The organism is Leifsonia poae (genome assembly GCF_020009625.1).
Classification (GTDB): domain Bacteria; phylum Actinomycetota; class Actinomycetes; order Actinomycetales; family Microbacteriaceae; genus Leifsonia; species Leifsonia poae_A.
The window spans coordinates 3,800,592-3,824,583 of record NZ_JAIHLP010000002.1; the positions used below are offsets into that span (position 1 = coordinate 3,800,592).

Sequence of the window (23,992 nt, forward strand, 5' to 3'; positions counted from 1 at the left end):
TTTGTTGACACCCATCTTAGAACTGTGTATTACTTAAACGAAATCGTATGCAGCATAAACAGTTTGCGACGTACACATCATGAAGAAAGGGAACCCATCATGGCCACGAACGCCATCGAGGTCACCGACCTCCGAAAATCGTTCGGCGACGAACGAGTCCTCGATGGAATCGACCTGCACGTGCAGGCCGGAACCGTCTTCGCATTGCTCGGGCCGAACGGTGCGGGCAAGACGACGCTCATCAACATCCTCGCCACACTGGTGACGCCCGACTCGGGCAGCGCGAGCGTCGCCGGGTACGACGTCGTCGCCGAGCGTGAGGGTGTGAAACGCTCGATCAGCCTCACCGGGCAATCAGCCGCCGTCGACGAGGTGCTCACCGGCGAGGAGAACCTGCGCATGATGGCGCGACTCTCCGGCTACACGCCCGCCGCTGCCCGACTTCGCGCCGCCGAACTCATCGGCCGCTTCGACCTCTCCGATGCCGCCCGCAAGCGGGTCAAGACGTATTCCGGCGGTATGCGCCGCCGACTCGACCTCGCGATCAGCCTGGTGGCCACGCCGCCGGTCATCTTCCTCGACGAACCGACGACAGGACTCGACACCCGCAGCAGGCAGACCCTCTGGACGATGATCCTCGCCCTCGCGTCGCAGGGAATCACGATCTTCCTCACCACGCAATACCTGGAAGAGGCGGACCAACTCGCCGATCGCATCGCGGTCATCGACCACGGTCTCGTCGTCGCCGAGGGCACAGCGGCGGAGCTCAAGGCGCGCGTCGGCGGCGAGGTCGTGGAATTGCGCGACGCGAACGACGAGATCGTGCGCGAACTCCCCACCGACGGCACCGTGCACGGGCTGCGCGACGCCATCGACACACTCGACGCGGCGGCCGTGCCGGGATCGAGCGTCAGCATCCGCAAACCGAGCATGGACGATGTGTTCCTTGCTCTCACCGAACTGGAGGTCACCCGCTGATGACGACCGCACTCCTTCCCGATCGCCTCCCGGCCGCGGCATCCGCCCCCGCCGACCGAACCGTCTCCGGTCTCACGAGCACCGTCGTCTTCATCGGCCGCAGCCTGCGCCACACGCTGCGCAACACCGAGGCCCTCACAATGGCCGTCGTGCTACCGGTGATGCTCATGCTGCTGTTCACCTACGTGTTCGGCGGCGCGCTCGACGCGAAAGGCGGGTATGTGAACTACGTCGTGCCCGGGATCATCCTGCTCTGCGCCGGCTTCGGCTCCTCGAGCACCGCGGTCGACGTGGCCGAGGACATGACCAACGGGATCGTCGATCGGTTCCGCACTATGCCGCTCCGCGCGAACGGGGTGATCACCGGTCATGTCGTCGCGAGTCTCGTTCGCAACCTCATCGCCACCGGGGTGGTGATCGGCGTCGCCCTCGCCGTCGGGTTCCGACCCACCGCCAACCCGGTCGAGTGGCTCGGCGCCCTCGGGATCATCGCATTGTTCATTCTGGCGATCACCTGGCTCTACGCCGCCATCGGATTGGCGGCCCGCACGCCCTCCGCCGCGAGCAGCTACGGTTTCGCCCTCCTGTTCCTGCCGTACCTCTCCAGCGCTTTCGTCCCACCGGAGACGATGCCGAGCTGGTTGCAGTGGATCGCCGACAACCAGCCGATCACGCCGATCATCGAAACGATCCGCGGGCTCCTGCTCGGCACCGACAGCGGCGACCGGCCGCTGTGGGCGCTCGGCTGGTGCCTGGTGATCATCGTCGGAGCGTACGTCTGGGCCGCGATCCTCTTCCGTCGCAAAGCCGCCCGCCGCTGACGCCCCCTCCGCCGTCCCCGTCGCCCCGGCCGCATCATTTGTGCCGAATGTCGACTCCCGCACGCTGAGAGCCGACATTCGGCACAAATGATGCGGCAGGGGCGCGGAGAGTCTGAGGGGATCAGTAGGTCGTGGGGTGGTATTCGAATGCGAACGCGGAGCGGAGGGTGCCACGCTGCAGGAGCGGGGCCCGCGTGAGGAGGTTCGCTGTGCCGGTGCTCAGAACAGAAGCTGCTTCCGGCACGCCTGTCAGACCCTGGACGGCGATACGGCCGATGCTCGCGGCGGTCCGCTCGCTGGCGGGCCGGCACCCGGCTCCTGTGCTGGCCTCTTTCACCGTCGTCTGCGCCCTGGCCTGGGCACTGGTCGCCTGGCTCCGTCTTCCCGCGATCGCACGGGACACGCTCTGGGCGGAAGACGGCCGCACCTTTCTTCAGGCCGCGGGCGCACACGGATTGCTGAACACCCTGTTCGTGCCGTATGCCGGCTATCTGCACCTCGTTCCGCGCATCCTCGCCGGGCTCGTCGTGCTTCTGCCGGTCGACGCGTGGGCGATCGGGATGACCGCCGGCTCCTGCCTCGTCGCCGGCTTCCTCGCTGCGGTCGTCTTCGTGTGCGCACGGGACATCGTGCCCTGGCTGCCCGCGCGGCTTCTCGTCGCTTCGCTGACGGTGCTCGCGCCGCTGGCCCCGCGCGAGGTGCTCGGGAATGCGGCCAATGTGCACTCCCTGTTCCTTTGGGCGCTGCTCTGGATGCTGCTGTACCGCCCGCGGACGCAACGCGGCGCCGTAGCGCTCGGCGTGATCGCCCTGGTCGCGTCCTTCACCGAGATCCAGTCGCTGCTCCTGCTTCCGCTGTTAGTGCTTCGTCCGCGGGAACCGCTGCGGTGGATCGTGCGCGCCGGGCTGCTTCTCGGGCTGTTCGTTCAGGTCGTCGTCACGCTGGCGTGGCCGCGCGCGCATCCGGGGAACCCGCCGGTGCCGTTGCTCTCCGAACTGTACGGGTATCTGATCAACGCGGTCACGCCGCTCGCCGTGCCGCAGACGTCGATCGGTCCGCTGATCGCCGCCTGGGGGCCGGCGGTCGGTCTCGTGATCCTGGTCGCATTGACGCCGGCCGTCATCTTCGCCGTGATGCGTGGGCGGCGGGAGCGGCGTTTCGCCGTCGTTGCGCTGGTCGCCGGATCGCTCGTCTGCGTCTTCGTGGATCTCACGACGAACCCCAACAGCTTCTACGATTACGCGTCGATGACCCAGGACGAGCTGCGGACCGTGTGGCTGATGCGCTACGGAGTGGTGCCGTCGATGATGCTCGCCGCGACGGTGCCGATCGCCGCCTCCCTCGCCTGGGAGCGTCGAGCCCAGGCCAAACGAGCCCCGGCCAAACGAGCCCAGGCCAAACGAGCCCCGGTCAAACGAGTCCCGGGCAGTCGAGCCCCGAGAAGACTTGGATCGGGCGCGTCGCTGCCGGGCGCCCTCGCGGTTTCATCGTGCCTGCTGCTTGCGGTCCTGCTGCTCGCCCAGGTCGGTCCGCAGCCGACGCGACGATCGGGAGGCCCGGCCTGGCAGCCGCAGGTCACGGCGGCGCGTTCCGAGTGCATCCGGGAGCCGGAGCTCGACTCGGTCGTGCTGCGCGAAACGCTCGGGTGGCACGTTGTGGTCGACTGTTCCCGGTTGTCGCCGCTCGCCGACCCCGACTGATCCCGCCTCAGCGGTCGGCGAAGGCGTGCACGGCGGCGAGCAGGGCGTCGGTGTCGAAACTGCCGTCGTCGCGCTTCGTGAAATGGTAGGCGTGCATCCCGGCGTCGCGGGCGCCCTCGACGTTCTCGAGGGAGTCGTCGAACAGGATGGCGTCGCCGGCCGGAACACCGAACCGGCCGAGCGCTCGCGTGTAGATGCGCCGTTCGGGTTTGCGTGCGCCGAGCACGGCGGAGACGAGGTCGTTCCCCTGCAGCACGCCCACGATCTCCGGAGTGAGCACCGGAAGCGAGTCTTTGAACGGGATGGGGTTGTTCGACAGCAGAGACACGGTTCCCAATCGCGATGCTTCGTGCAGCGCCGCGATGGAACCCGGGATGGCGGTCATGGCGGCCTTCCGGGCCTGCTGCCACTGGCCGAGTGTGAGGCGGGCACCTGTCACGTCGGCGAAGACGTCGAGGTACTCCTCGCTCGTGGCGTACTCGCCGATCTCGGCGGCGCGCTCGTGTCCGCCGGCCCACCAGGTGGAGGCGAGGTGGTACTGGCTCACACCGCTCAACGTCGCGAGCATCGGCAGGCGCTTGTGGAAGTCGTAGTCGTAGAGGGTCTTGTCGCAGTCGAAGAAGTAGACATCCATCGACTCCAGTATCGACCACAGCGCAGGGAACAACCCGATGGCTCAACTATCATTGTGGCGACATGTCTCCCATCTACGACTGCTCTGTCGACTCCGAACTCCTCTCCGGCATGAGGCTGGCCCGCGCCGCCATCGGCCGGGGCGAGCTCGTCGTGATCCCCACCGACACGGTTTACGGCGTCGCTGCGGATGCGTTCAACCCGGCTGCCGTGCAACGTCTGCTCGACGCGAAGGGGCGCGGCCGCCAGTCGCCGCCACCGGTGCTGATCCCCGGCATCCCCACGCTCGCCGCGCTCGCTGAGGTCGTGCCGCAGGCCGTCACCGATCTCGTGCAGGCGTTCTGGCCTGGGGGTCTCACCGTCGTCCTCCCCGCCCAGCCGTCGCTGGTGTGGGACCTGGGGGAGACCCGCGGAACCGTCGCCCTTCGCATGCCGAGCGATACGGTCGCGCTTGAGCTTCTCTCCGAGACCGGACCTCTCGCCGTCTCGTCCGCCAATCTCACCGGTCGTCCGGCCGCGCGTACCGCGGCCGAGGCCGAGGGGATGCTCGGCTCCTCGGTCGAGGTCTACCTCGAAGGCGGGGAGGCCGGCGGCGCGTACGACCGCGTCGACGACCGCGACTCCTCCTCCACCATCGTCGATGCGACGGCGTTGGCCGCGGGCACCGGACTGTTGCGGATCCTGCGCCACGGCGTCATCTCCGAGGAGCGCATCCGTGCGATCGTCGGAGACCAGCTGGCCACGGCCGACACGACGGAGCCGGCCGACACGACCGGGCAAGCCTCGGACGCCCCGCTGTGACCCTCCTTCTCGCACTGGCGCTGATCTCGGCGGTGATCACCTTCGGGATGTCCCTGGTGGTATACAAGGTGAGCCTGCGCTACCGGCTCTACCCGAAGATCCGCGAGCGAGACGTGCACACCACCCCGACGCCGCGGCTGGGCGGGATTGCGATGTTCCTCGGCATCCTCGTCGCCTTCGGAGTCGCCTATCTCTTGTCGAGCCAATTCGGCGTGCTCGCTCTGATCTTCACCGATTCGGGGCCGATCCTCGCCATCCTGGGCGCCTCCCTGCTGATCGTGGTGATCGGCGTCGCCGACGACGTCTGGGATCTCGACTGGGTGACGAAGCTGGCCGGCCAGTTCGTCGCCGCGGGGCTCGTGGCCTGGCTCGGCGTGCAGATCTACTCGCTGCCGATCGCCGGCCTCACCGTCGGCTCTCCGGTGATGAGCATCCTGATCACGCTGTTCGCCATCGTGCTGGTGATGAACGCCATCAACTTCATCGACGGGCTCGACGGGCTCGTGGCGGGTGTCGCGCTGATCGCGAACGGTGCGTTCCTCGTCTACACCTATCTGCTGCAGCGGGAGATCAGTCCGCAGAACTACTTCAGCCTGGCCGGAGTGATCGCGGCCATCCTCGTCGGCGCTTGTGCCGGGTTCCTGCCGCTCAACTGGCATCCGGCCAAGATGTTCATGGGGGATGCGGGTGCCCTGCTGATCGGACTTCTCATGGCGACGTCGGCGATCTCCGTCACCGGAACAATCAACCCCGAGGCCCTGTCGACGCTCGGAAAGTCGTCGCTCGTGCCCGCCTTCATCCCGATCATCCTGCCGTTCGCCGTGCTGATCGTGCCGTTGCTCGACTTCGGACTCGCCGTCATCCGCCGGCTGCGGGCGGGCAAGTCGCCGTTCAGCGCCGACCGCAAGCACCTGCACCACCGCCTGCTCGACATGGGCCACAGTCACCTGCACGCCGTGCTGATCTTCTACGCCTGGACGGCGGTGCTGTCCATCGGCTGCCTGCTGTTCTTCTTCGATCCGTACTGGATGGCGATCGTCTTCGTGGCCATCGGCCTCGTCGTGTGCACCGCGTTCACCCTCGCTCCGCTCAGCCGCCGCAAGGTCACCGAGGCCGCCGCGGAGCTCGCGCCGGCCGGCACCGCGGAGGCGGACGCCACCGCCCGCTTCGACCAGCTCGACGTCGCGAGCGAGAACCCGCCCGATGCGACCCCTCAGACCGCCCACGCCCCCAAGGAGATCCGATGACCGACCACGAGAGCGATACGCCTTCGGCCGGCCAGAGCGGCACACCTGTCGCACAGCCGAGTTCGACCCCAGTCTTCAAGGATGTGCTCAAGTACGGGGCGCTTCTCGCCCTCATCATCGCGGTGGTCGGCGCCGTGCTCGGGGGAGTGTTCGCCGGATGGGTCGGTGTGACGAGTGCGCTGATCGGCACGGTCATGGCGGTCGTCTTCCTCGGCATCACGGCGCTGAGCATCCTGATCGCCAACCGGTTCGTCGGCAGCGAACTCTTCGTCGGACTGTTCTTCGGCATCGTGCTCGGCGGGTGGCTGCTCAAGTTCGTGCTGTTCATCGTGCTGGCCGTCGTGCTCAAGGGCCAGCCCTGGATCAACCCGGTCGTGCTGTTCCTCAGCCTGATCGCCGGGGTGATCGGGTCGCTCGTCGTCGACATGATCGTGGTCTTCCGATCACGCATTCCGTATGTCAGCGATCCCAAGCAGCCCGCTGGCGACCGGTGAGCCGTATCCGATTCGTTACCCTGCGAAAACTCTTGTAGAGTTGGAGAAGTTCCCCCACCCAGCACTCGCTCGAATGAGGTTATTCGTCGAGGAAATGCAGGGTGTTCACATGTTCGTCGTCGCGAGAGCTGATGCTCGACGCCCCGAAACAGGAGATAGCGCTGTTAGCTAACGCTGTGAACCTGCTGGTCCAGACCGCAAGCTCCGATGGTGGCAGCTTCCACGGTCCGTCGATCGATGAGTTCTTTCCCCCCGTCATTTTTTCCATCGGTGGCTTCGAGGTCAACCGGATCATGGTCATCCGCTTCATCGCGGTGTTGGCCATCGTCCTGATCTTCTGGCTCGGCACCCGGCGCATGAAGATCGTCCCCGGACGCTTCCAGTCGATCGTAGAGATGGGGCTCGACTTCGTTCGGGTCAACATCGCAGAAGATCTCCTCGGCAAGAAGGACGGCCGTCGCTTCCTTCCGTTGCTGACGACGATCTTCTTCATGGTGCTGTTCATGAACCTCACGGGCATCATCCCGTTCCTGAACATCGCGGGAACCTCGGTGATCGGCGTGCCGCTCGTGCTCGCGGTCGTCGCGTACATCACCTTCATCTACGCCGGCATCAAGAAGAGTCCGGGCAACTTCTTCAAGAACGCTCTCTTCCCGCCCGGTGTGCCCAAAGGCCTCTACATCATCGTGACGCCGATCGAGTTCATCTCGACCTTCGTGCTGCGCCCGGTCACGCTGACGCTCCGTCTCCTGATGAACATGGTCGTCGGTCACCTCCTGCTCGTGCTGTTCTTCAGCGCGACCTCGTTCTTCCTCTTCACCGCGGGGAGCTGGTGGTCGCTCTTCGGAGTCGGCACGATGGCGTTCGGTCTCGCGTTCACCCTGTTCGAAATCCTGGTGGCTGTCCTCCAGGCTTACGTCTTCGCACTGCTCACGGCTGTCTACGTGCAGCTCGCAGTCGCCGAGGAACACTAATCGAGCCGCGCGACCGCGCGGCTCACATCACGGAAGGAAACACATAACGTGGACATCGCTGCTATCTCCGGCAACATTGCCACCGTTGGATACGGCCTCGCCGCCATCGGCCCCGCCATCGGCGTGGGTATCGTCGTCGGCAAGACCATCGAGGGTGTGGCCCGTCAGCCCGAACTCGCCGGTCGTCTCCAGGTTCTGATGTACATCGGTATCGCGTTCACCGAGGCCCTGGCCTTCATCGGTATCGCCACCTACTTCATCTTCACCTCCTAATAGTCCTCTTTATCTCTCTTCAGTAAGGAGGAACGATGCTCAACGGTGTGGTTATCGCCGCAGCGGCAGCTGAGCAGCGCAACCCGCTCATTCCCGAGTGGTACGACATCGTCGGTTCGCTGATCTGCTTCCTCATCATCCTGTTCTTCTTCTGGAAGCTCGTGCTTCCGCGCATGAAGAAGCTGCTGGATGAGCGCGCCGAGGCGATCGAAGGAAACATCGCCAAGGCCGACGAGGCACAGCACAAGGCGGAGGCGCTCCTCGAGGAGTACACCGCCCAGCTCGCCGACGCGCGCAGCGAAGCGGCGAAGATCCGCGAGCAGGCTCGGACCGACGGTCAGAAGATCGTCGCCGAAGCCAAGGAGAACGCCACGGCGGAAGCCGCGCGCGTCACCTCGAACGCCCAGACCCAGATCGAGGCCGAGCGTCAGGCGGCCGTCGTGTCGCTGCGTGGCGAGGTCGGATCCCTGGCGATCGACCTGGCCTCCGGTGTGGTCGGCGAAGCGCTCAACGATGACAATAAGTCGCAGGCCATCGTCGACCGGTTCCTGGCCGACCTCGAGGCCAGCGAGAAGGCAGGGTCGAGCAAGTAATGGGAAGCGCCACCAGAGAAGCATTGGCCCGGTCCGTGTCGGCTCTCGCCGCCCAGGGGACCAAGGCCGATCTGGCGACGGCTGAAGACCTGTTCGCCGCAGGACGAGTCGTCGCCGACTCCGCCCAGCTCCGTGCGGTCGTCAGCGACCCGTCGGCCGACCCGAAGGGCAAGGCCGCACTGGTCTCGCAGGTCTTCGGTCCGCAGCTGTCCGCTCCGGCGGTCGAGCTGCTGGTCGCGATCGCTGGGCAGCGCTGGTCGAACCAGACCGATCTGCTCGCTGCGATCGAAGAACTGGGCATCCGTGCCATTGCGCAGTCGGCGCCCGTGGGCACCGACATCGCGTCGGAGCTGTTCACGTTCGGAGGTGCCGTGACCTCCAACGCGGATCTCGAACTCGCGCTGCGCAGCAAGCTGGCCGACCCCGCCGCCAAGGGTGCGCTGGTCGACCGGCTGCTCGCCGGCAAGGCCTCGGACCAGACCGCCGCCATCGTGCGCCAGCTGGTGCTGCAGCCCCGCGGCCGCAGCATCCGCGAGGGTCTGCGCGAAGCGGCCCGTGTCGTCGCCGCCCAATCCGATCTCACCATCGCGACCGTCTACACCGCCAAGCCGCTCCCGGCCGACCAGCTGGAGCGTCTCGGGGCCGGGCTCGCGAAGAAGTACGGAGCGAAACTGAAGATCAACCAGATCGTCGACACCGCCGTGATGGGCGGACTGCGGGTGCAGATCGGCGACGACGTGATCGACGGCAGCATCGCCTCGCGCATCAACGATTTACGACTTCAGTTGGCGGGCTGACCGAGAGGTCTCCGCCCCACTTCAGGCATCCAGGGACTGTCAAGTCCCGCACAGATAGGGAACAACGATGGCAGAACTAACGATCAGCCCCGATGAGATTCGGAATGCGCTGAAGGACTTCGTCTCCAACTACGAGCCGAGCAAGGCCGAGACCACCGAGGTCGGTCACGTGATCGACGCGTCCGACGGCATCGCGCACGTCGAGGGGCTCCCGGGCGTCATGGCGAACGAGCTGATCCGCTTCTCGAACGGTGTCGCGGGCCTGGCCCAGAACCTCGACGAGAACGAGATCGGCGTCGTCATCCTCGGCGAGTTCGACGGCATCGTCGAAGGCATGGAGGTGACCCGCACCGGCGAGGTCCTCTCGGTGCCCGTCGGCGACGGCTACCTCGGCCGCGTCGTCGACCCGCTCGGCAACCCGATCGACGGTCTCGGCGAGATCGCCACCGAGGGTCGTCGCGAGCTCGAGCTCCAGGCTCCCGGTGTCATGCAGCGCAAGAGCGTGCACGAGCCCCTGCAGACCGGCATCAAGGCCATCGACGCCATGATCCCGGTCGGCCGCGGCCAGCGCCAGCTGATCATCGGCGACCGTCAGACCGGTAAGACGGCCATCGCGATCGACACGATCATCAACCAGAAGGCCAACTGGGAATCGGGCGACACCAACAAACAGGTGCGATGCATCTACGTCGCCATCGGCCAGAAGGGCTCGACCATCGCCTCGGTGAAGGGCGCCCTCGAAGACGCCGGCGCGATGGAGTACACCACCATCGTCGCCGCCCCGGCCTCTGACCCGGCCGGCTTCAAGTACCTCGCCCCCTACACCGGATCGGCCATCGGCCAGCACTGGATGTACGGCGGCAAGCACGTCCTCATCATCTTCGATGACCTGTCGAAGCAGGCAGAGGCCTACCGCGCCGTTTCGCTGCTGCTGCGTCGTCCGCCGGGACGCGAGGCGTACCCCGGCGACGTCTTCTACCTGCACTCCCGTCTGCTGGAGCGTTGCGCCAAGCTTTCCGATGAGCTGGGCGCCGGCTCGATGACCGGCCTGCCGATCATCGAGACCAAGGCGAACGACGTCTCGGCGTACATCCCGACCAACGTGATCTCGATCACCGACGGCCAGATCTTCCTGCAGTCCGACCTGTTCAACTCGAACCAGCGCCCGGCGGTCGACGTCGGTATCTCGGTGTCCCGGGTCGGCGGCGACGCTCAGGTGAAGTCGATCAAGAAGGTCTCCGGCACGCTCAAGCTCGAGCTCGCCCAGTACCGCTCCCTCGAGGCGTTCGCGATGTTCGCCTCCGACCTGGATGCGGCCAGCCGCCGCCAGCTCGCCCGCGGTGCGCGTCTGACCGAGCTGCTCAAGCAGCCGCAGTACTCGCCGTTCCCGGTGGAAGACCAGGTCGTCTCGATCTGGGCCGGCACCAACGGCAAGCTCGACGAGGTTCCGGTCGAAGACGTGCTGCGCTTCGAATCCGAGCTGCTCGACCACCTGCGTCGCAACTCCGACGTGCTCGACGTGCTGCGCGAGACGAACCTGCTCTCCGACGAGACTGTCGAGAAGCTCGAAGCCGAGGTCGAGAAGTTCAAGCTCGAGTTCCAGACCGGCGAGGGCAAGCCGCTCGCCTCGGTCGGGCGCGAGGAGTTCGAGGCGATCGCGCAGGAAGACGTCAACCAGGAGCGCATCGTCAAGGCGAAGCGCTGAGCCGGCGTCGTCAGACGATCCGACACCAGCATTTAGTTACGTAGGAGAGACATGGGAGCGCAACTTCGGGTCTACCGGCAGAAGATCAAGTCTGCCCAGACGACCAAGAAGATCACTCGGGCCATGGAGCTGATCTCCGCCTCACGCATCCAGAAGGCGCAGGCGCGAGTCGCCGCATCCACGCCGTACGCCCGCGCCATCACGCGCGCCGTATCGGCGGTTGCGACGTACTCGAACGTCGAGCACGTTCTCACGACCGAGCCGGAGAAGATCGAGCGCGCTGCGATCGTCATCTTCTCCTCGGACCGTGGCCTCGCCGGCGCGTTCAACACGAATGTGCTCAAAGAGTCGGAGCGGCTTGCCGAGCTGCTCCGGAGCCAGGGCAAGGATGTCGTCTACTTCCTGATCGGGCGCAAGGCGAGCGGATACTTCAGTTTCCGCCGTCGCGCGTTCGAGCGGGTGTGGACGGGTGGAACGGATGCTCCGCAGTTCGAGCAGGCCAAGGAGATCGGCGACGCGATTCTCGAGTCGTTCCTCCGTGACTCCGCCGACGGCGGTGTCGACGAGATCCACGTGATCTACAACCGCTTCGTGAGTATGCTCACGCAGGAGCCGCAGGTGATCCGTCTGCTGCCGCTCGAGGTCGTGGAGGGTCTCGAGGCGCCGGCGGACAACCAGGTGCTTCCGCTCTACGAGTTCGAGCCCGATGTCGAGACCGTTCTCGACTCGCTGCTCCCGGTGTACATCGAGAGCCGCATCTTCAACGCCATGCTGCAGTCGGCCGCCTCCAAGCATGCCGCCACGCAGAAGGCGATGAAGTCGGCCAGCGACAATGCCGACAAGCTCATCACCGATTACACCCGGCTGGCGAACAATGCCCGCCAGTCCGAGATCACCCAGCAGATTTCCGAGATCGTCGGCGGTGCGGACGCACTGAGCTCCGCCAAGTGACCGGGCTGACACACGTTTAGTAGAACGAGAAGAGAAGACACATGACTACCGCAACCGCCGAGGCCCAGGCTTCGACCGCGCAGCCTGCGGGCGTTGGGCGTATCGCCCGCGTCACGGGCCCGGTCGTCGACATCGAGTTCCCGCACGACTCGATCCCGGGCATCTACAACGCCCTGAAGACCACGATCACGATCGGGAAGAACTCCACCGAGATCACCCTCGAGGTCGCCCAGCACCTCGGTGACGACCTCGTTCGTGCCATCGCGCTGAAGCCGACCGACGGTCTGGTGCGCGGCGGCGAGGTGCGCGACACCGGTGGCCCCATCACGGTTCCCGTCGGCGACGTCACCAAGGGCAAGGTGTTCAACGTCACCGGTGACGTGCTGAACGGCGAGCCGGGCGAGAAGATCGAGATCACCGAACGCTGGGGCATCCACCGCGAGCCCCCGAAGTTCGACCAGCTCGAGTCGAAGACCCAGCTCTTCGAGACCGGCATCAAGGTCATCGACCTCCTCACCCCCTACGTGCAGGGTGGAAAGATCGGACTCTTCGGTGGCGCCGGTGTCGGCAAGACCGTGCTCATCCAGGAGATGATCCAGCGCGTCGCGCAGGACCACGGTGGTGTCTCGGTGTTCGCCGGTGTCGGCGAGCGCACCCGTGAAGGCAACGACCTCATCCACGAGATGGAGGAGGCGGGCGTCTTCGACAAGACGGCCCTCGTGTTCGGCCAGATGGATGAGCCGCCGGGAACGCGTCTGCGCGTCGCCCTGTCGGCCCTGACCATGGCGGAGTACTTCCGCGATGTGCAGAAGCAGGATGTGCTGCTCTTCATCGACAACATCTTCCGCTTCACCCAGGCCGGCTCCGAGGTCTCGACCCTGCTGGGTCGCATGCCCTCCGCGGTGGGCTACCAGCCGAACCTCGCCGACGAGATGGGTGTTCTGCAGGAGCGCATCACCTCGACCCGCGGTCACTCGATCACCTCGCTGCAGGCGATCTACGTTCCCGCCGACGACTACACCGATCCGGCGCCGGCGACCACGTTCGCCCACCTCGACGCCACCACCGAGCTCTCGCGTGAGATCGCGTCGAAGGGTCTGTACCCGGCCGTCGACCCGCTGACCTCCACGTCGCGCATCCTCGACCCCCGCTACTTGGGCGAGGACCACTACCGCGTCGCCACCACGGTCAAGCAGATCCTGCAGAAGAACAAGGAACTGCAGGAGATCATCGCCATCCTCGGTGTCGACGAGCTCTCCGAAGAGGACAAGATCACGGTGTCGCGTGCGCGCCGCATCCAGCAGTTCCTCTCGCAGAACACCTACATGGCCAAGAAGTTCACGGGCGTCGAGGGTTCGACCGTTCCGCTGAAGGACACCATCGAGTCGTTCGACGCGATCGCCAAGGGCGAGTTCGACCACGTGGCCGAGCAGGCGTTCTTCAACGTCGGCCCGATCACCGACGTCGAAGAGAAGTGGGCTCAGATCCAGAAGGAGAACGGCTAACAATGGCTGTCCTCAATGTCAGCGTCGTCGCCGCCGACCACGAAGTGTGGTCGGGCGAGGCGAGCATGGTCGTCGCGAAGACGGTCGAGGGTGAGATCGGTATCCTCCCCGGCCACGAACCGCTGCTGGCCATCCTCGCCTCCGGCGAGGTGCGCCTGACCCTGAACGGCGGCGAGTCGATCAAGGCCCAGGCCGACGAAGGCTTCCTCTCCGTGGAGAACAACACCGTCACGATCGTGGCGCGTCAGGCCGAGCTGGTCTGATCGTGGCCGAGTCGGCAGTTCCCCTCGACCGTCAGTTCGGTGACGTTCGCGTACCTGTGCTGATCGCAATGGCGGGGCTCCCCGGCTCGGGAAAGTCGACGCTCGCTGAGATCATCGGCGCGCGTCTCGGTGCCACGACGGTCTCGGTCGACCCGATCGAGGCGTCGATCCTCCGTGCGGGGATCGACGCCGATCAGCCGACCGGTCTCGCCGCCTACCTGGTGGCCGAGACGATGGCCGAGCAGGTGCTGCAGTCCGGGCACTCGGTGATCGTGGATGCGGTCAACGCGGTCGAGCCTGCACGCCTGCAATGGCGTGACCTCGCGGCGCGCTCCGACGTGAAGCTCCGCGTGATCGAGGTCGTCTGCTCCGACGAGGAGCTGCACAACGACAGGCTCGCCAAGCGCAGTCCGTTGCTGAGTGCGTACGCGGTCGAGCAGAGCATCGAGGAGTACTCCGACTGGAAGGGCGTGTGCGCGGCGATGCCGCGGATCACCCTGGACACGGTGGCCCCGCTCGGCGAGAACGTCGAGATCGCGCTGGCCTTCCTGGAGGGCTAGCGTGCTCATCCTGCTGCCGCCCTCCGAGACCAAACGGACCGGGGAGCGGGGGCTCCGCTCGCCGTCGGCGAGCTCGGGTTCGCCGCACTGACCCCGGTGCGCCGCGCTGTGCTTCGTGCGGTGGCCTCTCTGTCACGCGATCGTGAGGCGAGCATCCGGGCGCTCAAACTCGGCCCGAAACAGGCGGCGGAGGTGGACCGCAACCGGGAGATCCCGAAGGCGCCGACGATGCCCGCGATCGAGCGGTACACCGGTGTTCTCTACGATGCGCTGGATCCCGGCTCCTTGTCGGTGGATGCGCGTGCCTTCGCCCACACCGCTGTCGCTGTGCATTCCGCGCTCCTCGGTCTCGTAGCCGCGGACGACCTCATCCCGGCGTATCGACTCTCGTTCGACTCGCGGCTGTCGCTGGACAAGGATGTGCCCACCCTGAAGAAGCGGTGGGCTCCGGCGGTCGGCAAAGTGCTCGCGGCACGCCCAGGCCTCATCCTGGATCTGCGCTCCGAGGGGTATGCGGCCCTCGGGCCGGCTCCGCTGCGCGAGCATGTGCACTACGTCCGTGTGCTCGCGAGGGATGCGGGCGGCGCGGTGCGCGCACTGAACCATTTCAACAAGCAGGCGAAGGGGTTGTTCGCCCGCGCGCTCATCGAAGCCGGTGGCGATCTCTCGACGACGGACGAGCTTCTCAGCTGGGCTCGGGGCGAGGGCTACGACCTCACCCTCGCCGCCGACGGCCGGGAGCTGGAGCTCGTCGTGCCGGAGGTCGTGGGGGAGCCGGGCACGCTGATGGCTGTGCTGCGCTGAACGGCGCGCCGACGCATCCACAGCCCCCGAATTGGGCACGCGCCGGGCGGTGCAGAAGTGCATTTCTGCCGGCGGATCTGTGGTGTGTCACAGAAAAGTGAGATATGCTCACACTCAGGTGAAGCTCAATCACAGCTTCGTATCGGGCAATGCGAGCCGGAGGAGGAGCAATCAGCCGAGGTGGGTTAGGCGCTCGCGTTCCGCGAGGTGCTCAGCCCCGCCGATCTGTCGGGCCGACGTCGTGGTAACCCGGTGTGGATTCGTTCCTGCCGACCTCGAGCACACGGATACGCGAGATCGTATATCAACTCCGCCTGCGGTCGGGCACGTGCGGGGGCGATTTCGTGAGCGAGAATCCGAGTGCTGGAATCGAGTGCCATCGTCGGCCCGACCCCCTTGGACGTCGCGCGGATGCGCGAAAGGGAACGTGCTCACCTCTCGGTTCGATTGGTCTCAGTGGCGCGGAAGCACCCTTCGAAATGGTCATCGACCATGCCGGTGGCTTGCATCAGCGCGTACATGGTGGTGGGGCCGACGAAGCGGAACCCGTTTCGGCGCAGCTCCTTGCTGAGCGCGGTGGACTCCGCCGTCACCGCGGGAACATCGGCCCAGGCTGTCGGCCGCGCCGACGTGGCGCTGTCGGGTGCGAAACTCCACATCAGCTCGCTGAGGGAGCCGTCGAGGGCGAGCGCGGCGCGGGCGTTGCCGATCGTCGCCTCGATCTTGCCGCGGTGGCGGATGATGCGCGCATCTTGAAGGAGGCGCTCGACATCGGTCTCGGTCAGCGCGGCAACCCGTTCGGGGTCGAACCCGAGGAACACCTCGCGGAAGGCGGGCCGGCGGCGCAGGATCGTGATCCACGACAGGCCGGCCTGAAACCCTTCGAGGCACATCTTCTCGTAGAGGGCGCGGGAATCGCGCTGTTCGTGGCCCCACTCCTCGTCGTGGTATCGCCGGTACTCCGGGTCGTTGGCCGACCAGGAGCAGCGGGCGAGCCCGTCGTCGCCGATGATGACTGCCTCGTTCATGCGGCCAGCATGATCCCTTCGTGCGAGAGGAGCCACAGCTTGGTGGGGATGCCTTCGCCCCCGCTGTAGCCGGTGATCTTGCCGTTCGATCCGAGCACCCGGTGGCAGCCGATGATGATCGGGATCGGATTCGCGCCGACCGCTCCGCCGATGGCGCGACCCGAGCCCGGGCGGCCAATCTCGAGCCCAAGCTCACCGTAGGTGGCGAGGTGACCGAACTCGAGTCGCGCCAGCTGCTCCCATACGGCACGGCGGAAGGGGGTGCCGGCCGGGTTCACGGGGAGGTCGAACTGCTTGCGGTCGCCGGCGAAATACTCCGTGAGTTGTCGTTCGGTGAGATCGAGCACCGGAGTGCTGCGTTCGGGATGTTCCTCGAGCGGCAGGTGCCCGCTGCGTTCGATCGAGAGGGAGGTGACGCCCTGGCCGTCGCTGGTGATCTCGAGCCGGCCGAGCGGGCTCTGCATGCGCGTGAGGTAGGCGAACGAAGTGCTCATGGATCGACTCTAGGGGGTGCCTCAGACGCGCGCTCGCGGAAATCGGACACGGGGGAGAACGCTCCCGATCGGTGGCCTGTGGAGGAGTGGGCGCGAGCGCCCTGAGCGCCCATCGTGAGCGCTCGGGGCGCCCGTCCTGAGTGCCGGAGCGAAATAGACTTCAGGCATGGCAGACATCGATTACCGCACTCTCGGACCGTCTGGGCTCGTCGTCTCGACGATCGGCCTCGGCTGCAACAACTTCGGGCGGGCGGGCACCGCTTCCGAGTCGCAGGCGGGAACGGATGCCGTCATCGGAGCGGCGATCGACGCCGGGGTCACCTTTTTCGACACCGCGGACATCTACGGTGCCGAGCGCGGCCTGTCGGAGACTCTGATGGGCAACTCGCTGGCCGGCAAACGCGACACCATCGTGCTGGCGACCAAGTTCGGCATGGACATGGCGGGCGCCAATGGTCCCGACTGGGGCGCGCGCGGCTCCCGGCGGTACATCCGGCTCGCCGTCGAGGCTTCGCTGCGCCGGCTGCAGACCGATTGGATCGACCTTTACCAGCTGCACCATCCCGACCCGTTCACGCCGATCGAGGAGACGCTGTCGACCCTCGACGATCTGATCTCGGAAGGGAAGATCCGCTACATCGGTCACTCGAACCTCGCCGGCTGGCAGATCGCCGAAGCGGAGTTCACAGCCGAACTGCACGGGCATCCGAAGTTCGTCTCGGCGCAGAACGAGTACAGCCTGATCGTGCGCGACGCAGAGAAGGAGGTGCTTCCGGCCGTCAACCGATACGGTCTGGGATTCCTGCCGTTCTTCCCGCTCTACAACGGGCTGTTCACCGGCAAGTTCACGCGAGAGGGTGGCCCGGCCGACAGCCGGATCATGATGATCCGCAAGCACCTGCTCGACGACGCCCCCTGGGGAGCGATCGAGCGGTACCAGGCCTTCTGCGACGAGCGCGGCGTCACCATGCTGCAGGCGACGTTCGCCTGGCTGCTCGCCCAGCCCGGGCTCACGAGCGTCATCGCGGGTGCCACCCGGCCGGAGCAGATCGTGCAGAATGCCGAAGCTGCGACCGCCTGGCGGCCCACCCCGGAAGACATCGCCGCCATCACCTCGTTCTTCTCCTGACCGCCGCCTTCTGTTCGCTGGGAGCGAACGGTCTGACAATTGTGAGTGAGCACTCACTCCGCGTAGGATCTCCTCTGTGGACGAGACGGATGGCGTGACCGGCCCGGAGCCGCTGAGGCGCGCCCAGCCGCTGTCGGTGGAAGACCGCCAGGCGATGATCATCGACGCCGTCATCCCGCTGCTCATCGAACACGGGCGGGGTGTCACCTCCAAACAGATCGCAGAGGCGGCCGGCATCGCCGAAGGCACGATCTTCCGCGCGTTCGGTGACAAAGAGACACTCGTGCAGGCTGCGATCGAGAAGTACCTCGACCCGGAACCGTTGCGCGATTCCCTGCGCGCGATCGACCCGGCGCTCCCGCTGGAAAACAAAGTGCGAGCGATCGTCTATCTGATGCGGGAACGATTCCAGAGCGTGATGCGGATCATGGCGGTCATCGGACCGCAGCGCCCGCCGCTGGCTCAGGGACGAGCGGAGTACTCACAGATCGTCGCCGTCATCCTCGAACCGGAAGCCGGCCGGCTCAACTGGTCGACGGAGCGCACGGCGTCCATCCTGCGCCTGATCAGCTTCGCCTCGGCTTTCCCCGCTCTCAACGAGGGCGCCGACTTCAGCTCCGACGAACTGGCCGACATCGTCCTCCTGGGCATCGCCGGCCGCTCAGCCGACCTGGCCGCTGGACTCGCCGCCGACCCCTCCGCACCGACCGGCCTGACGCCGGTGGATGCGGTATCCCCCACCGCAGAACCCTTCCCGGCGCCGTAGGAGGCCCCATGCTACTCAAACTGCTCGGCCGATTCCTGCGGCCGCACTGGCCGCTCCTGGTCGGTGTCGTACTGTTCCAGCTCGCGCAATCTCTGCTCTCGCTCTGGCTGCCGACGCTGAACGCCGACATCACCGACAACGGCATCGCGAAGGGTGACACCGGCCACATCATGGTCGTGGGCGCCGGGATGCTCGGGGTCACGCTCGTTCAGGTCGCCTGCTCGATCACCGCGGTGTACTTCGGGGCGAAGGTCGCAATGCGGGTCGGCCGCGACCTGCGCAGTTCGATCTTCCAGAAGGTCGGCGAGTTCTCGGAGCGCGAGGTGTCGAAGTTCGGCGCCCCCTCCCTGATCACCCGCAATACGAACGATGTGCAACAGGTGCAGATGCTTGTGCTGATGACCTGCACCCTGCTGGTCTCCGCACCGATCCTCGCCATCGGCGGCATCATCCTGGCGATGCAACAGGATCTGGAGCTCTCCTGGCTGATCGCGGTGAGCGTGCCGATCCTGCTGGTGGCCGTCGGTCTCATCATCACCCGGATGGTTCCGCTGTTCCGCAAGATGCAGGAGCGCATCGACCGGGTCAACCGGGTGCTGCGCGAGCAGCTCACCGGCATTCGTGTCGTGCGCGCCTTCGTGCGGGAGGACATCGAGTCGAAGCGCTTCAAGAAGGCCAACGAAGACGTCACCGACACCGCGCTGAAGGCTGGGCGGCTGTTCGCCTTGATGTTCCCGATCGTGATGCTGGTGCTCAACGTGTCGAGCGTCGCCGTGATCTGGTTCGGCGGCTTCCGCGTGCAGGACGGCTCGATGCAGATCGGAACGCTCACCGCCTTCCTGCAATACCTCATGCAGATCCTGATGGCCGTGATGATGGCCACCTTCATGGCGGTCCTCGTGCCGCGCGCCGCCGTGTGCGCCGACCGTATCGCGGAGGTGCTGGGAACAGCGTCGTCGGTGCGTATCGCCGACGACCCCATCACCACGCTCGATGCGCAGGGCACGCTCGAATTCGTCGACGTGGGCTTCACTTACCCGGGCGCTGAGCAGCCGGTGCTGAGCGACATCACCTTCCTGGCCAGACCGGGACAGACGACGGCGATCATCGGCAGCACCGGAAGCGGGAAGACCACGCTGATCAATCTGATCCCACGCCTGTTCGACGCCACAAGCGGCATCGTGCTGGTCGACGGTGTGGATGTCGCCGAACTCGACCCGGACCTGCTCTGGTCGCGCATCGGGCTCATCCCGCAGAAGCCGTACCTGTTCTCGGGAACGGTGGCGAGCAATCTGCGCTACGGCAAACCCGATGCGACCGACGACGAACTCTGGCAGGCACTGGAGATCGCCCAGGCGAAAGACTTCGTGCTGGCGATGGCCGAGCAGCTCGACGCGCCGATCGCCCAGGGAGGCACCAACGTCTCGGGTGGCCAGCGGCAGCGCCTCGCCATCGCGCGGGCGCTGGTGAAACGCCCCGAGATCTACGTCTTCGACGACTCGTTCTCGGCGCTCGACACGGCGACGGATGCGCGCCTGCGGGCCGCGCTCGCCCGCTCGGTCTCCGACGCCACGATGATCGTCGTCGCTCAGCGCGTCTCCACCATCGTCGACGCCGATCAGATCGTCGTGATCGAGGACGGCCGCGTCGTCGGCCGTGGCACCCACGATGAACTCCTGAACACCAACGAGACGTACGCCGAGATCGTCTCGTCTCAGCTCACCGCGGAGGAGGCAGCATGAGCGACAACACCGACACCGAGGAACGCCCGCCCGCCCGCCCGCCGCAGCGGCGCGGCCCGGGCGGGGGTGGTCCGTTCGGCGGCATGCAGGGACCGGTCGAGAAGTCGCTGAACTTCGGGCCGTCGGCCAAACGTCTCGCGGGGCGGTTGAAGCCCGAGGCCTGGGGCATCGTGTTCGTCACCGCGCTCGCGGTGGTGAGCGTCTTCTTCGCCGTTCTCGGCCCGAAGCTGCTCGGCAATGCGATCAACCTGGTCTTCGCCGGCGCCCTCTCCACGCAGTTCCCGAAGGGGGAGACGCAGGCGCAGGTGATCGCCGGATTGCGCGCGACACACAAGACGCAATACGCAGACCTGCTCTCGGGAACGACGTTCACCCCGGGCGCCGGCATCGACTTCACCGCCGTCGGCTCCGTGCTCATGTGGGTTCTTGCGCTCTACATCGCCTCGTCGCTGTTCAGCTACCTGCAGGCGTATGTGCTGAACGGCATCACGCAGCGCACGGTCTATCGGCTGCGTGAAGAGGTCGAGGCCAAGGTGCACCGCCTCCCGCTCAAGTACTTCGACGGCATGCAGCGCGGCGAGCTCCTGAGCCGCGTCACCAACGACATCGACAACATCTCGCAGACGCTCCAGCAGTCGATGAGCCAGCTGCTCACGTCGTTGCTGACCGTCGTCGGTGTCGTCGTCATGATGTTCGTGGTGTCGCCGCTGCTTGCGGTGATCGCGTTGGTCACCATCCCGTTGACCCTGCTCATCACGACGGTGATCGCCAAACGCTCGCAGAAGCTGTTCGTTGCGCAGTGGAAGCACACCGGCGAGCTGAACGGCCAGATCGAGGAGGCGTTCACCGGTCACGCCCTGGTGAAGGTCTTCGGCCGTCACCGCGAGGTCGAGGAGCAGTTCCGGCTGAAGAACGAAGAGATGTACCAGGCGAGCTTCGGGGCGCAGTTCATCTCGGGCATCATCATGCCGGCCATGATGTTCGTCGGAAACCTCATGTACGTCGTGATCGCGGTCGTCGGCGGTCTGCAGGTGGCCAGCGGTGCGATGCAGCTCGGAGACGTGACCGCGTTCATCCAGTACTCGCGTCAGTTCACCCAGCCGCTCACGCAGCTCGGTTCGATGGCCAACCTGCTGCAGTCGGGCGTCGCCTCCGCCGAGCGTGTGTTCGAGCTGCTGGATGCGGAGGAGCAGTCGGCCGACCCGGCCGAACCCGAGAGCCCGACGGGCACGAAGGGCCGCCTCGCGTTCGAGGACGTCTCGTTCCGCTACAGCGACGACAAGCCGCTCATCGACGACCTCTCCCTGGTGGCACAACCGGGTCAGACCGTGGCGATCGTCGGTCCGACGGGCGCAGGAAAGACCACGTTGGTCAACCTGATGATGCGGTTCTACGAACTCGACTCGGGGCGCATCACCCTCGACGGGGTCGATATCGCCTCGATGACCCGCCGCGATCTGCGCAGCCGGATGGGGATGGTCCTGCAGGACACGTGGTTGTTCAACGGCACCATCCGAGAGAACATCGCGTATGGTCGGCCGGATGCGACCGAGGAGGAGATCCTCGCCGCTGCCAAAGCCACCTATGTCGACCGGTTCGTGCACTCCCTGCCCGACGGCTACGACACGGTGCTCGACGATGAGGGCGGCAACGTCTCTGCGGGCGAGAAGCAGCTGCTCACCATCGCACGGGCGTTCCTCGCCCGGCCGAGCGTGCTCATCCTCGACGAGGCGACGAGCTCGGTCGACACGCGCACCGAGGTGCTGGTGCAGAAGGCGATGGCAGCGCTGCGCAGCGACCGCACGTCGTTCGTGATCGCGCACCGGTTGTCGACCATCCGGGATGCGGACCTCATCCTCGTCATGGAGGCCGGCAGCATCGTCGAGCAGGGCACGCACGCCCAGCTGCTCGCCGCCGGTGGCGCGTACTACACCCTCTACAACGCGCAGTTCGCCGCAGCCATTTCGGACGAGGTCTAACCGGTCGCGTCCCAACCTCCTGAATTCAGGAGAAACAGCATCCCGCCGACCGCTGGCACCTGAATTCAGGAGAAACAGCATCCCGCCAACCGCTGGCACCTGAATTCAGGAGAAACAGCATCCCGCCAACCGCTGGCACCTGAATTCAGGAGAAACAGCATCCCGCCAACCGCTGGCACCTGAATTCAGGTGCCAGCGGTCGCGCTGCGCCCGAAGCTCCTGACTACAGGTGCCTCCTGACTACAGGTGCTTCCTGACTACAGGTGCTTCCTGACTACAGGTGCTTCCTGACGACAGAGGCCGGAGTTGGGTCAGTGACCGGTGAGTGGGGCGAGCAGCCGGGCGGCGAGGGAGGGCCGGCCGGTCAGGCGTTCCTCCAGGTCGGCGGCCTCCGCACCGAGCAGGCCGGCGTTGGAACCGGCGAAACGTAGCGGTTCCGGCTCCCAGCGAGGGGAGCGGTGGCCGACCCAGGGCAGCCCGGTCAACGGCGTGCGCTTCCCGGCGAGCAGATCCGCGAGTGTGCGCCCGGCGAGGTTCGTTGTGCTGAGCCCATCGCCGACGTAGCCGCCGGCCCAGGCCTCGCGCCGCGCGGCGTCGAGGCCCACGCTGGCATGCCAGTCGCGGGGCACACCGAGGGGACCGCCCCAGTGGTGGGTGATGCGGGCGCCCGCGGCAGCGGGAAAGAGGTCGACGAGGGCGCGACCCAGGTGCTCGCGCACGCGGGGGACGCGGTCGTACTCCGGGCGGATCGCGCTGGCGAGATGGTAGCGTGCCCCGCGGCCGCCGAACGCGAAACGGTTGTCGGCGGTGCGCTGCCCGTAGATGAGCAGATGCCGGAAGTCGGTGAAGGTGTGCCCGTGCTCGAGGCCGATCGCCTCCCAGATCTCCTCGCTGAGCGGCTCGGTGGCGATCATCAGCGAGTAGAGCGGCAGGATGCGCCGACCGACTTGCGGAATCGCCGACCCGTAGCCCTCCGTGGCGTTGACGACCGTGCCGGCCCGCACCGTCCGCGTGACGCCGCCCGCGACGGCGGTGACGACGCCCTGCTCCCAGGAGAGCACTTCGGTCTTCTCGAAGATGGTCGCCCCGCGACGCTCGACGGCGCGGGCGAGGCCGCGCACCAGCTTGCCGGGGTGGATGCGCGCGCAGTCGGGCGTGAACGTGGCGGCCACCGCATCCCGCGCCCCGAACCGGCTTCGCACCGTCTCGGTTCCCAGCAGCGAGACGCGGTCGACGCCGAACCGCTCGGATTCGGCGAACTCGGCGCGCGCCCCCTCAAGCTGCACCCGGGAGCGGGCGAAGGCGACGGTGCCGCCGCGCACGTAGTCGCAGTCGATCCCTTCTGCCTCGGCCGCGCGGCCGACCTCGCCGACGGTGTCGATCATGGCCTGGCGCTGCGTCACCGCTGCATCGAACCCATAGCGGGCTTCGAGCGCGCTGGCGGACAGCGGGAAGAGGGCGGAGCACCAGCCGCCGTTGCGGCCGGAGGCGCCGAACCCGGCGATCTCCTTCTCGAGCACCGCGATGGACAGTGTGGGGTCAGCCTCCTGCAGGTAGTACGCCGTCCACAGCCCGGTGAGGCCGCCACCGACGATCGCGACATCGACGTCGACGTCTTCGGTGAGTCCCGGCCGAGCCGGGTACCCGTCTTCCGCCTCAGCGATCGATTCGAACCAGAACCCGACCCGTTCGTATCCCATCCCTGCGTATCCGTTCGTTCGAAGCAGTCGAGTCCGCGCTCGAACCGGAACGATG

24 protein-coding genes are annotated in these 23,992 nt (G+C 66.4%); 20 read left to right on the forward strand and 4 right to left on the reverse strand.

What is annotated here, in order from left to right:
* Positions 1-99: 99 nt before the first annotated feature.
* The 3 genes from K5L49_RS18750 to K5L49_RS18760 all read left to right on the forward strand — a co-directional run bounded on the left by K5L49_RS18750 (position 100) and on the right by K5L49_RS18760 (position 3,499).
* Complete coding sequence (locus tag K5L49_RS18750; protein WP_223695051.1) at positions 100-978, forward strand: ATP-binding cassette domain-containing protein; 879 nt, start codon at positions 100-102, stop codon at positions 976-978.
* Complete coding sequence (locus K5L49_RS18755; protein ID WP_223695052.1) at positions 978-1,799, forward strand: ABC transporter permease; 822 nt, start codon at positions 978-980, stop codon at positions 1,797-1,799. Before K5L49_RS18750 ends, K5L49_RS18755 begins: the two co-directional genes overlap by 1 nt.
* Positions 1,800-2,074: 275 nt before the next feature.
* On the forward strand, positions 2,075-3,499 hold the full coding sequence (locus K5L49_RS18760; protein ID WP_223695053.1) for a hypothetical protein: 1,425 nt from the start codon (positions 2,075-2,077) through the stop codon (positions 3,497-3,499).
* 7 nt (positions 3,500-3,506) lie between these two features.
* Here K5L49_RS18760 and K5L49_RS18765 read toward each other — a convergent pair whose 3' ends face one another.
* Complete coding sequence (locus K5L49_RS18765) at positions 3,507-4,133, reverse strand: HAD-IA family hydrolase (protein ID WP_223695054.1); 627 nt, start codon at positions 4,131-4,133, stop codon at positions 3,507-3,509.
* A 62-nt stretch (positions 4,134-4,195) separates the two neighbouring features.
* Between K5L49_RS18765 and K5L49_RS18770 the strand changes: the two genes are divergently transcribed.
* From K5L49_RS18770 to K5L49_RS18830, 13 genes are all read left to right on the forward strand, one after another.
* Entirely contained in the window at positions 4,196-4,933 is a 738-nt protein-coding gene (locus K5L49_RS18770; protein WP_223695055.1) for an L-threonylcarbamoyladenylate synthase, read from the forward strand.
* Positions 4,930-6,180, forward strand: a complete 1,251-nt coding sequence (locus K5L49_RS18775; RefSeq protein ID WP_223695056.1) for an MraY family glycosyltransferase — start codon at positions 4,930-4,932, stop codon at positions 6,178-6,180. The genes K5L49_RS18770 and K5L49_RS18775 overlap by 4 nt, the downstream gene beginning before the upstream one ends.
* A complete protein-coding gene (locus K5L49_RS18780) occupies positions 6,177-6,674 on the forward strand; it encodes a hypothetical protein (RefSeq protein WP_223695057.1) in 498 nt (165 codons plus the stop codon). Before K5L49_RS18775 ends, K5L49_RS18780 begins: the two co-directional genes overlap by 4 nt.
* 176 nt (positions 6,675-6,850) lie before the next feature.
* Complete coding sequence (gene atpB, locus K5L49_RS18785; protein WP_223695058.1) at positions 6,851-7,648, forward strand: F0F1 ATP synthase subunit A; 798 nt, start codon at positions 6,851-6,853, stop codon at positions 7,646-7,648.
* A gap of 48 nt (positions 7,649-7,696) precedes the next feature.
* Entirely contained in the window at positions 7,697-7,921 is a 225-nt protein-coding gene (gene atpE / locus K5L49_RS18790; protein ID WP_055892042.1) for an ATP synthase F0 subunit C, read from the forward strand.
* A 35-nt stretch (positions 7,922-7,956) separates the two neighbouring features.
* The gene (locus K5L49_RS18795) at positions 7,957-8,514 is read left to right on the forward strand and encodes a F0F1 ATP synthase subunit B (RefSeq protein ID WP_223695059.1); all 558 of its coding nucleotides are present in this window, start codon (positions 7,957-7,959) and stop codon (positions 8,512-8,514) included.
* Positions 8,514-9,311, forward strand: a complete 798-nt coding sequence (locus K5L49_RS18800; protein ID WP_223695060.1) for a F0F1 ATP synthase subunit delta — start codon at positions 8,514-8,516, stop codon at positions 9,309-9,311. The genes K5L49_RS18795 and K5L49_RS18800 overlap by 1 nt, the downstream gene beginning before the upstream one ends.
* A 67-nt stretch (positions 9,312-9,378) precedes the next feature.
* The gene (gene atpA, locus K5L49_RS18805) at positions 9,379-11,016 is read left to right on the forward strand and encodes a F0F1 ATP synthase subunit alpha (protein ID WP_223695061.1); all 1,638 of its coding nucleotides are present in this window, start codon (positions 9,379-9,381) and stop codon (positions 11,014-11,016) included.
* A 51-nt stretch (positions 11,017-11,067) separates the two neighbouring features.
* Positions 11,068-11,967 (forward strand): F0F1 ATP synthase subunit gamma, encoded by a 900-nt coding sequence (locus K5L49_RS18810; RefSeq protein ID WP_223695062.1) that lies wholly within the window; start codon positions 11,068-11,070, stop codon positions 11,965-11,967.
* Positions 11,968-12,008: 41 nt separating this feature from the next.
* Positions 12,009-13,472, forward strand: a complete 1,464-nt coding sequence (atpD, locus tag K5L49_RS18815) for a F0F1 ATP synthase subunit beta (RefSeq protein ID WP_223695063.1) — start codon at positions 12,009-12,011, stop codon at positions 13,470-13,472.
* A gap of 2 nt (positions 13,473-13,474) precedes the next feature.
* The gene (locus tag K5L49_RS18820; RefSeq protein ID WP_223695064.1) at positions 13,475-13,735 is read left to right on the forward strand and encodes a F0F1 ATP synthase subunit epsilon; all 261 of its coding nucleotides are present in this window, start codon (positions 13,475-13,477) and stop codon (positions 13,733-13,735) included.
* A 2-nt stretch (positions 13,736-13,737) separates the two neighbouring features.
* Positions 13,738-14,295: an AAA family ATPase gene (locus K5L49_RS18825; RefSeq protein ID WP_223695065.1), complete on the forward strand. Its 558-nt coding sequence runs from the start codon at positions 13,738-13,740 to the stop codon at positions 14,293-14,295.
* Between the two features lie 120 nt (positions 14,296-14,415).
* Positions 14,416-15,099, forward strand: a complete 684-nt coding sequence (locus tag K5L49_RS18830; protein ID WP_308116569.1) for a YaaA family protein — start codon at positions 14,416-14,418, stop codon at positions 15,097-15,099.
* A gap of 431 nt (positions 15,100-15,530) precedes the next feature.
* On the opposite strand, the gene K5L49_RS18835 is transcribed toward K5L49_RS18830, so the two are convergent.
* A complete protein-coding gene (locus K5L49_RS18835; RefSeq protein WP_223695066.1) occupies positions 15,531-16,127 on the reverse strand; it encodes a DNA-3-methyladenine glycosylase I in 597 nt (198 codons plus the stop codon).
* The gene (locus K5L49_RS18840; RefSeq protein ID WP_223695067.1) at positions 16,124-16,621 is read right to left on the reverse strand and encodes a methylated-DNA--[protein]-cysteine S-methyltransferase; all 498 of its coding nucleotides are present in this window, start codon (positions 16,619-16,621) and stop codon (positions 16,124-16,126) included. The genes K5L49_RS18835 and K5L49_RS18840 overlap by 4 nt, the downstream gene beginning before the upstream one ends.
* Positions 16,622-16,787: 166 nt before the next feature.
* Between K5L49_RS18840 and K5L49_RS18845 the strand changes: the two genes are divergently transcribed.
* From K5L49_RS18845 to K5L49_RS18860, 4 genes are all read left to right on the forward strand, one after another.
* The gene (locus tag K5L49_RS18845; protein WP_223695068.1) at positions 16,788-17,750 is read left to right on the forward strand and encodes an aldo/keto reductase; all 963 of its coding nucleotides are present in this window, start codon (positions 16,788-16,790) and stop codon (positions 17,748-17,750) included.
* 76 nt (positions 17,751-17,826) lie between these two features.
* Positions 17,827-18,516: a TetR/AcrR family transcriptional regulator gene (locus K5L49_RS18850; protein ID WP_223695069.1), complete on the forward strand. Its 690-nt coding sequence runs from the start codon at positions 17,827-17,829 to the stop codon at positions 18,514-18,516.
* Positions 18,517-18,524: 8 nt separating this feature from the next.
* A complete protein-coding gene (locus K5L49_RS18855) occupies positions 18,525-20,258 on the forward strand; it encodes an ABC transporter ATP-binding protein (RefSeq protein ID WP_223695070.1) in 1,734 nt (577 codons plus the stop codon).
* Positions 20,255-22,237: an ABC transporter ATP-binding protein gene (locus tag K5L49_RS18860; RefSeq protein WP_308116570.1), complete on the forward strand. Its 1,983-nt coding sequence runs from the start codon at positions 20,255-20,257 to the stop codon at positions 22,235-22,237. The genes K5L49_RS18855 and K5L49_RS18860 overlap by 4 nt, the downstream gene beginning before the upstream one ends.
* A gap of 311 nt (positions 22,238-22,548) precedes the next feature.
* Here K5L49_RS18860 and K5L49_RS18865 read toward each other — a convergent pair whose 3' ends face one another.
* A complete protein-coding gene (locus tag K5L49_RS18865; RefSeq protein WP_223695071.1) occupies positions 22,549-23,937 on the reverse strand; it encodes an NAD(P)/FAD-dependent oxidoreductase in 1,389 nt (462 codons plus the stop codon).
* Positions 23,938-23,992: the final 55 nt, after the last annotated feature.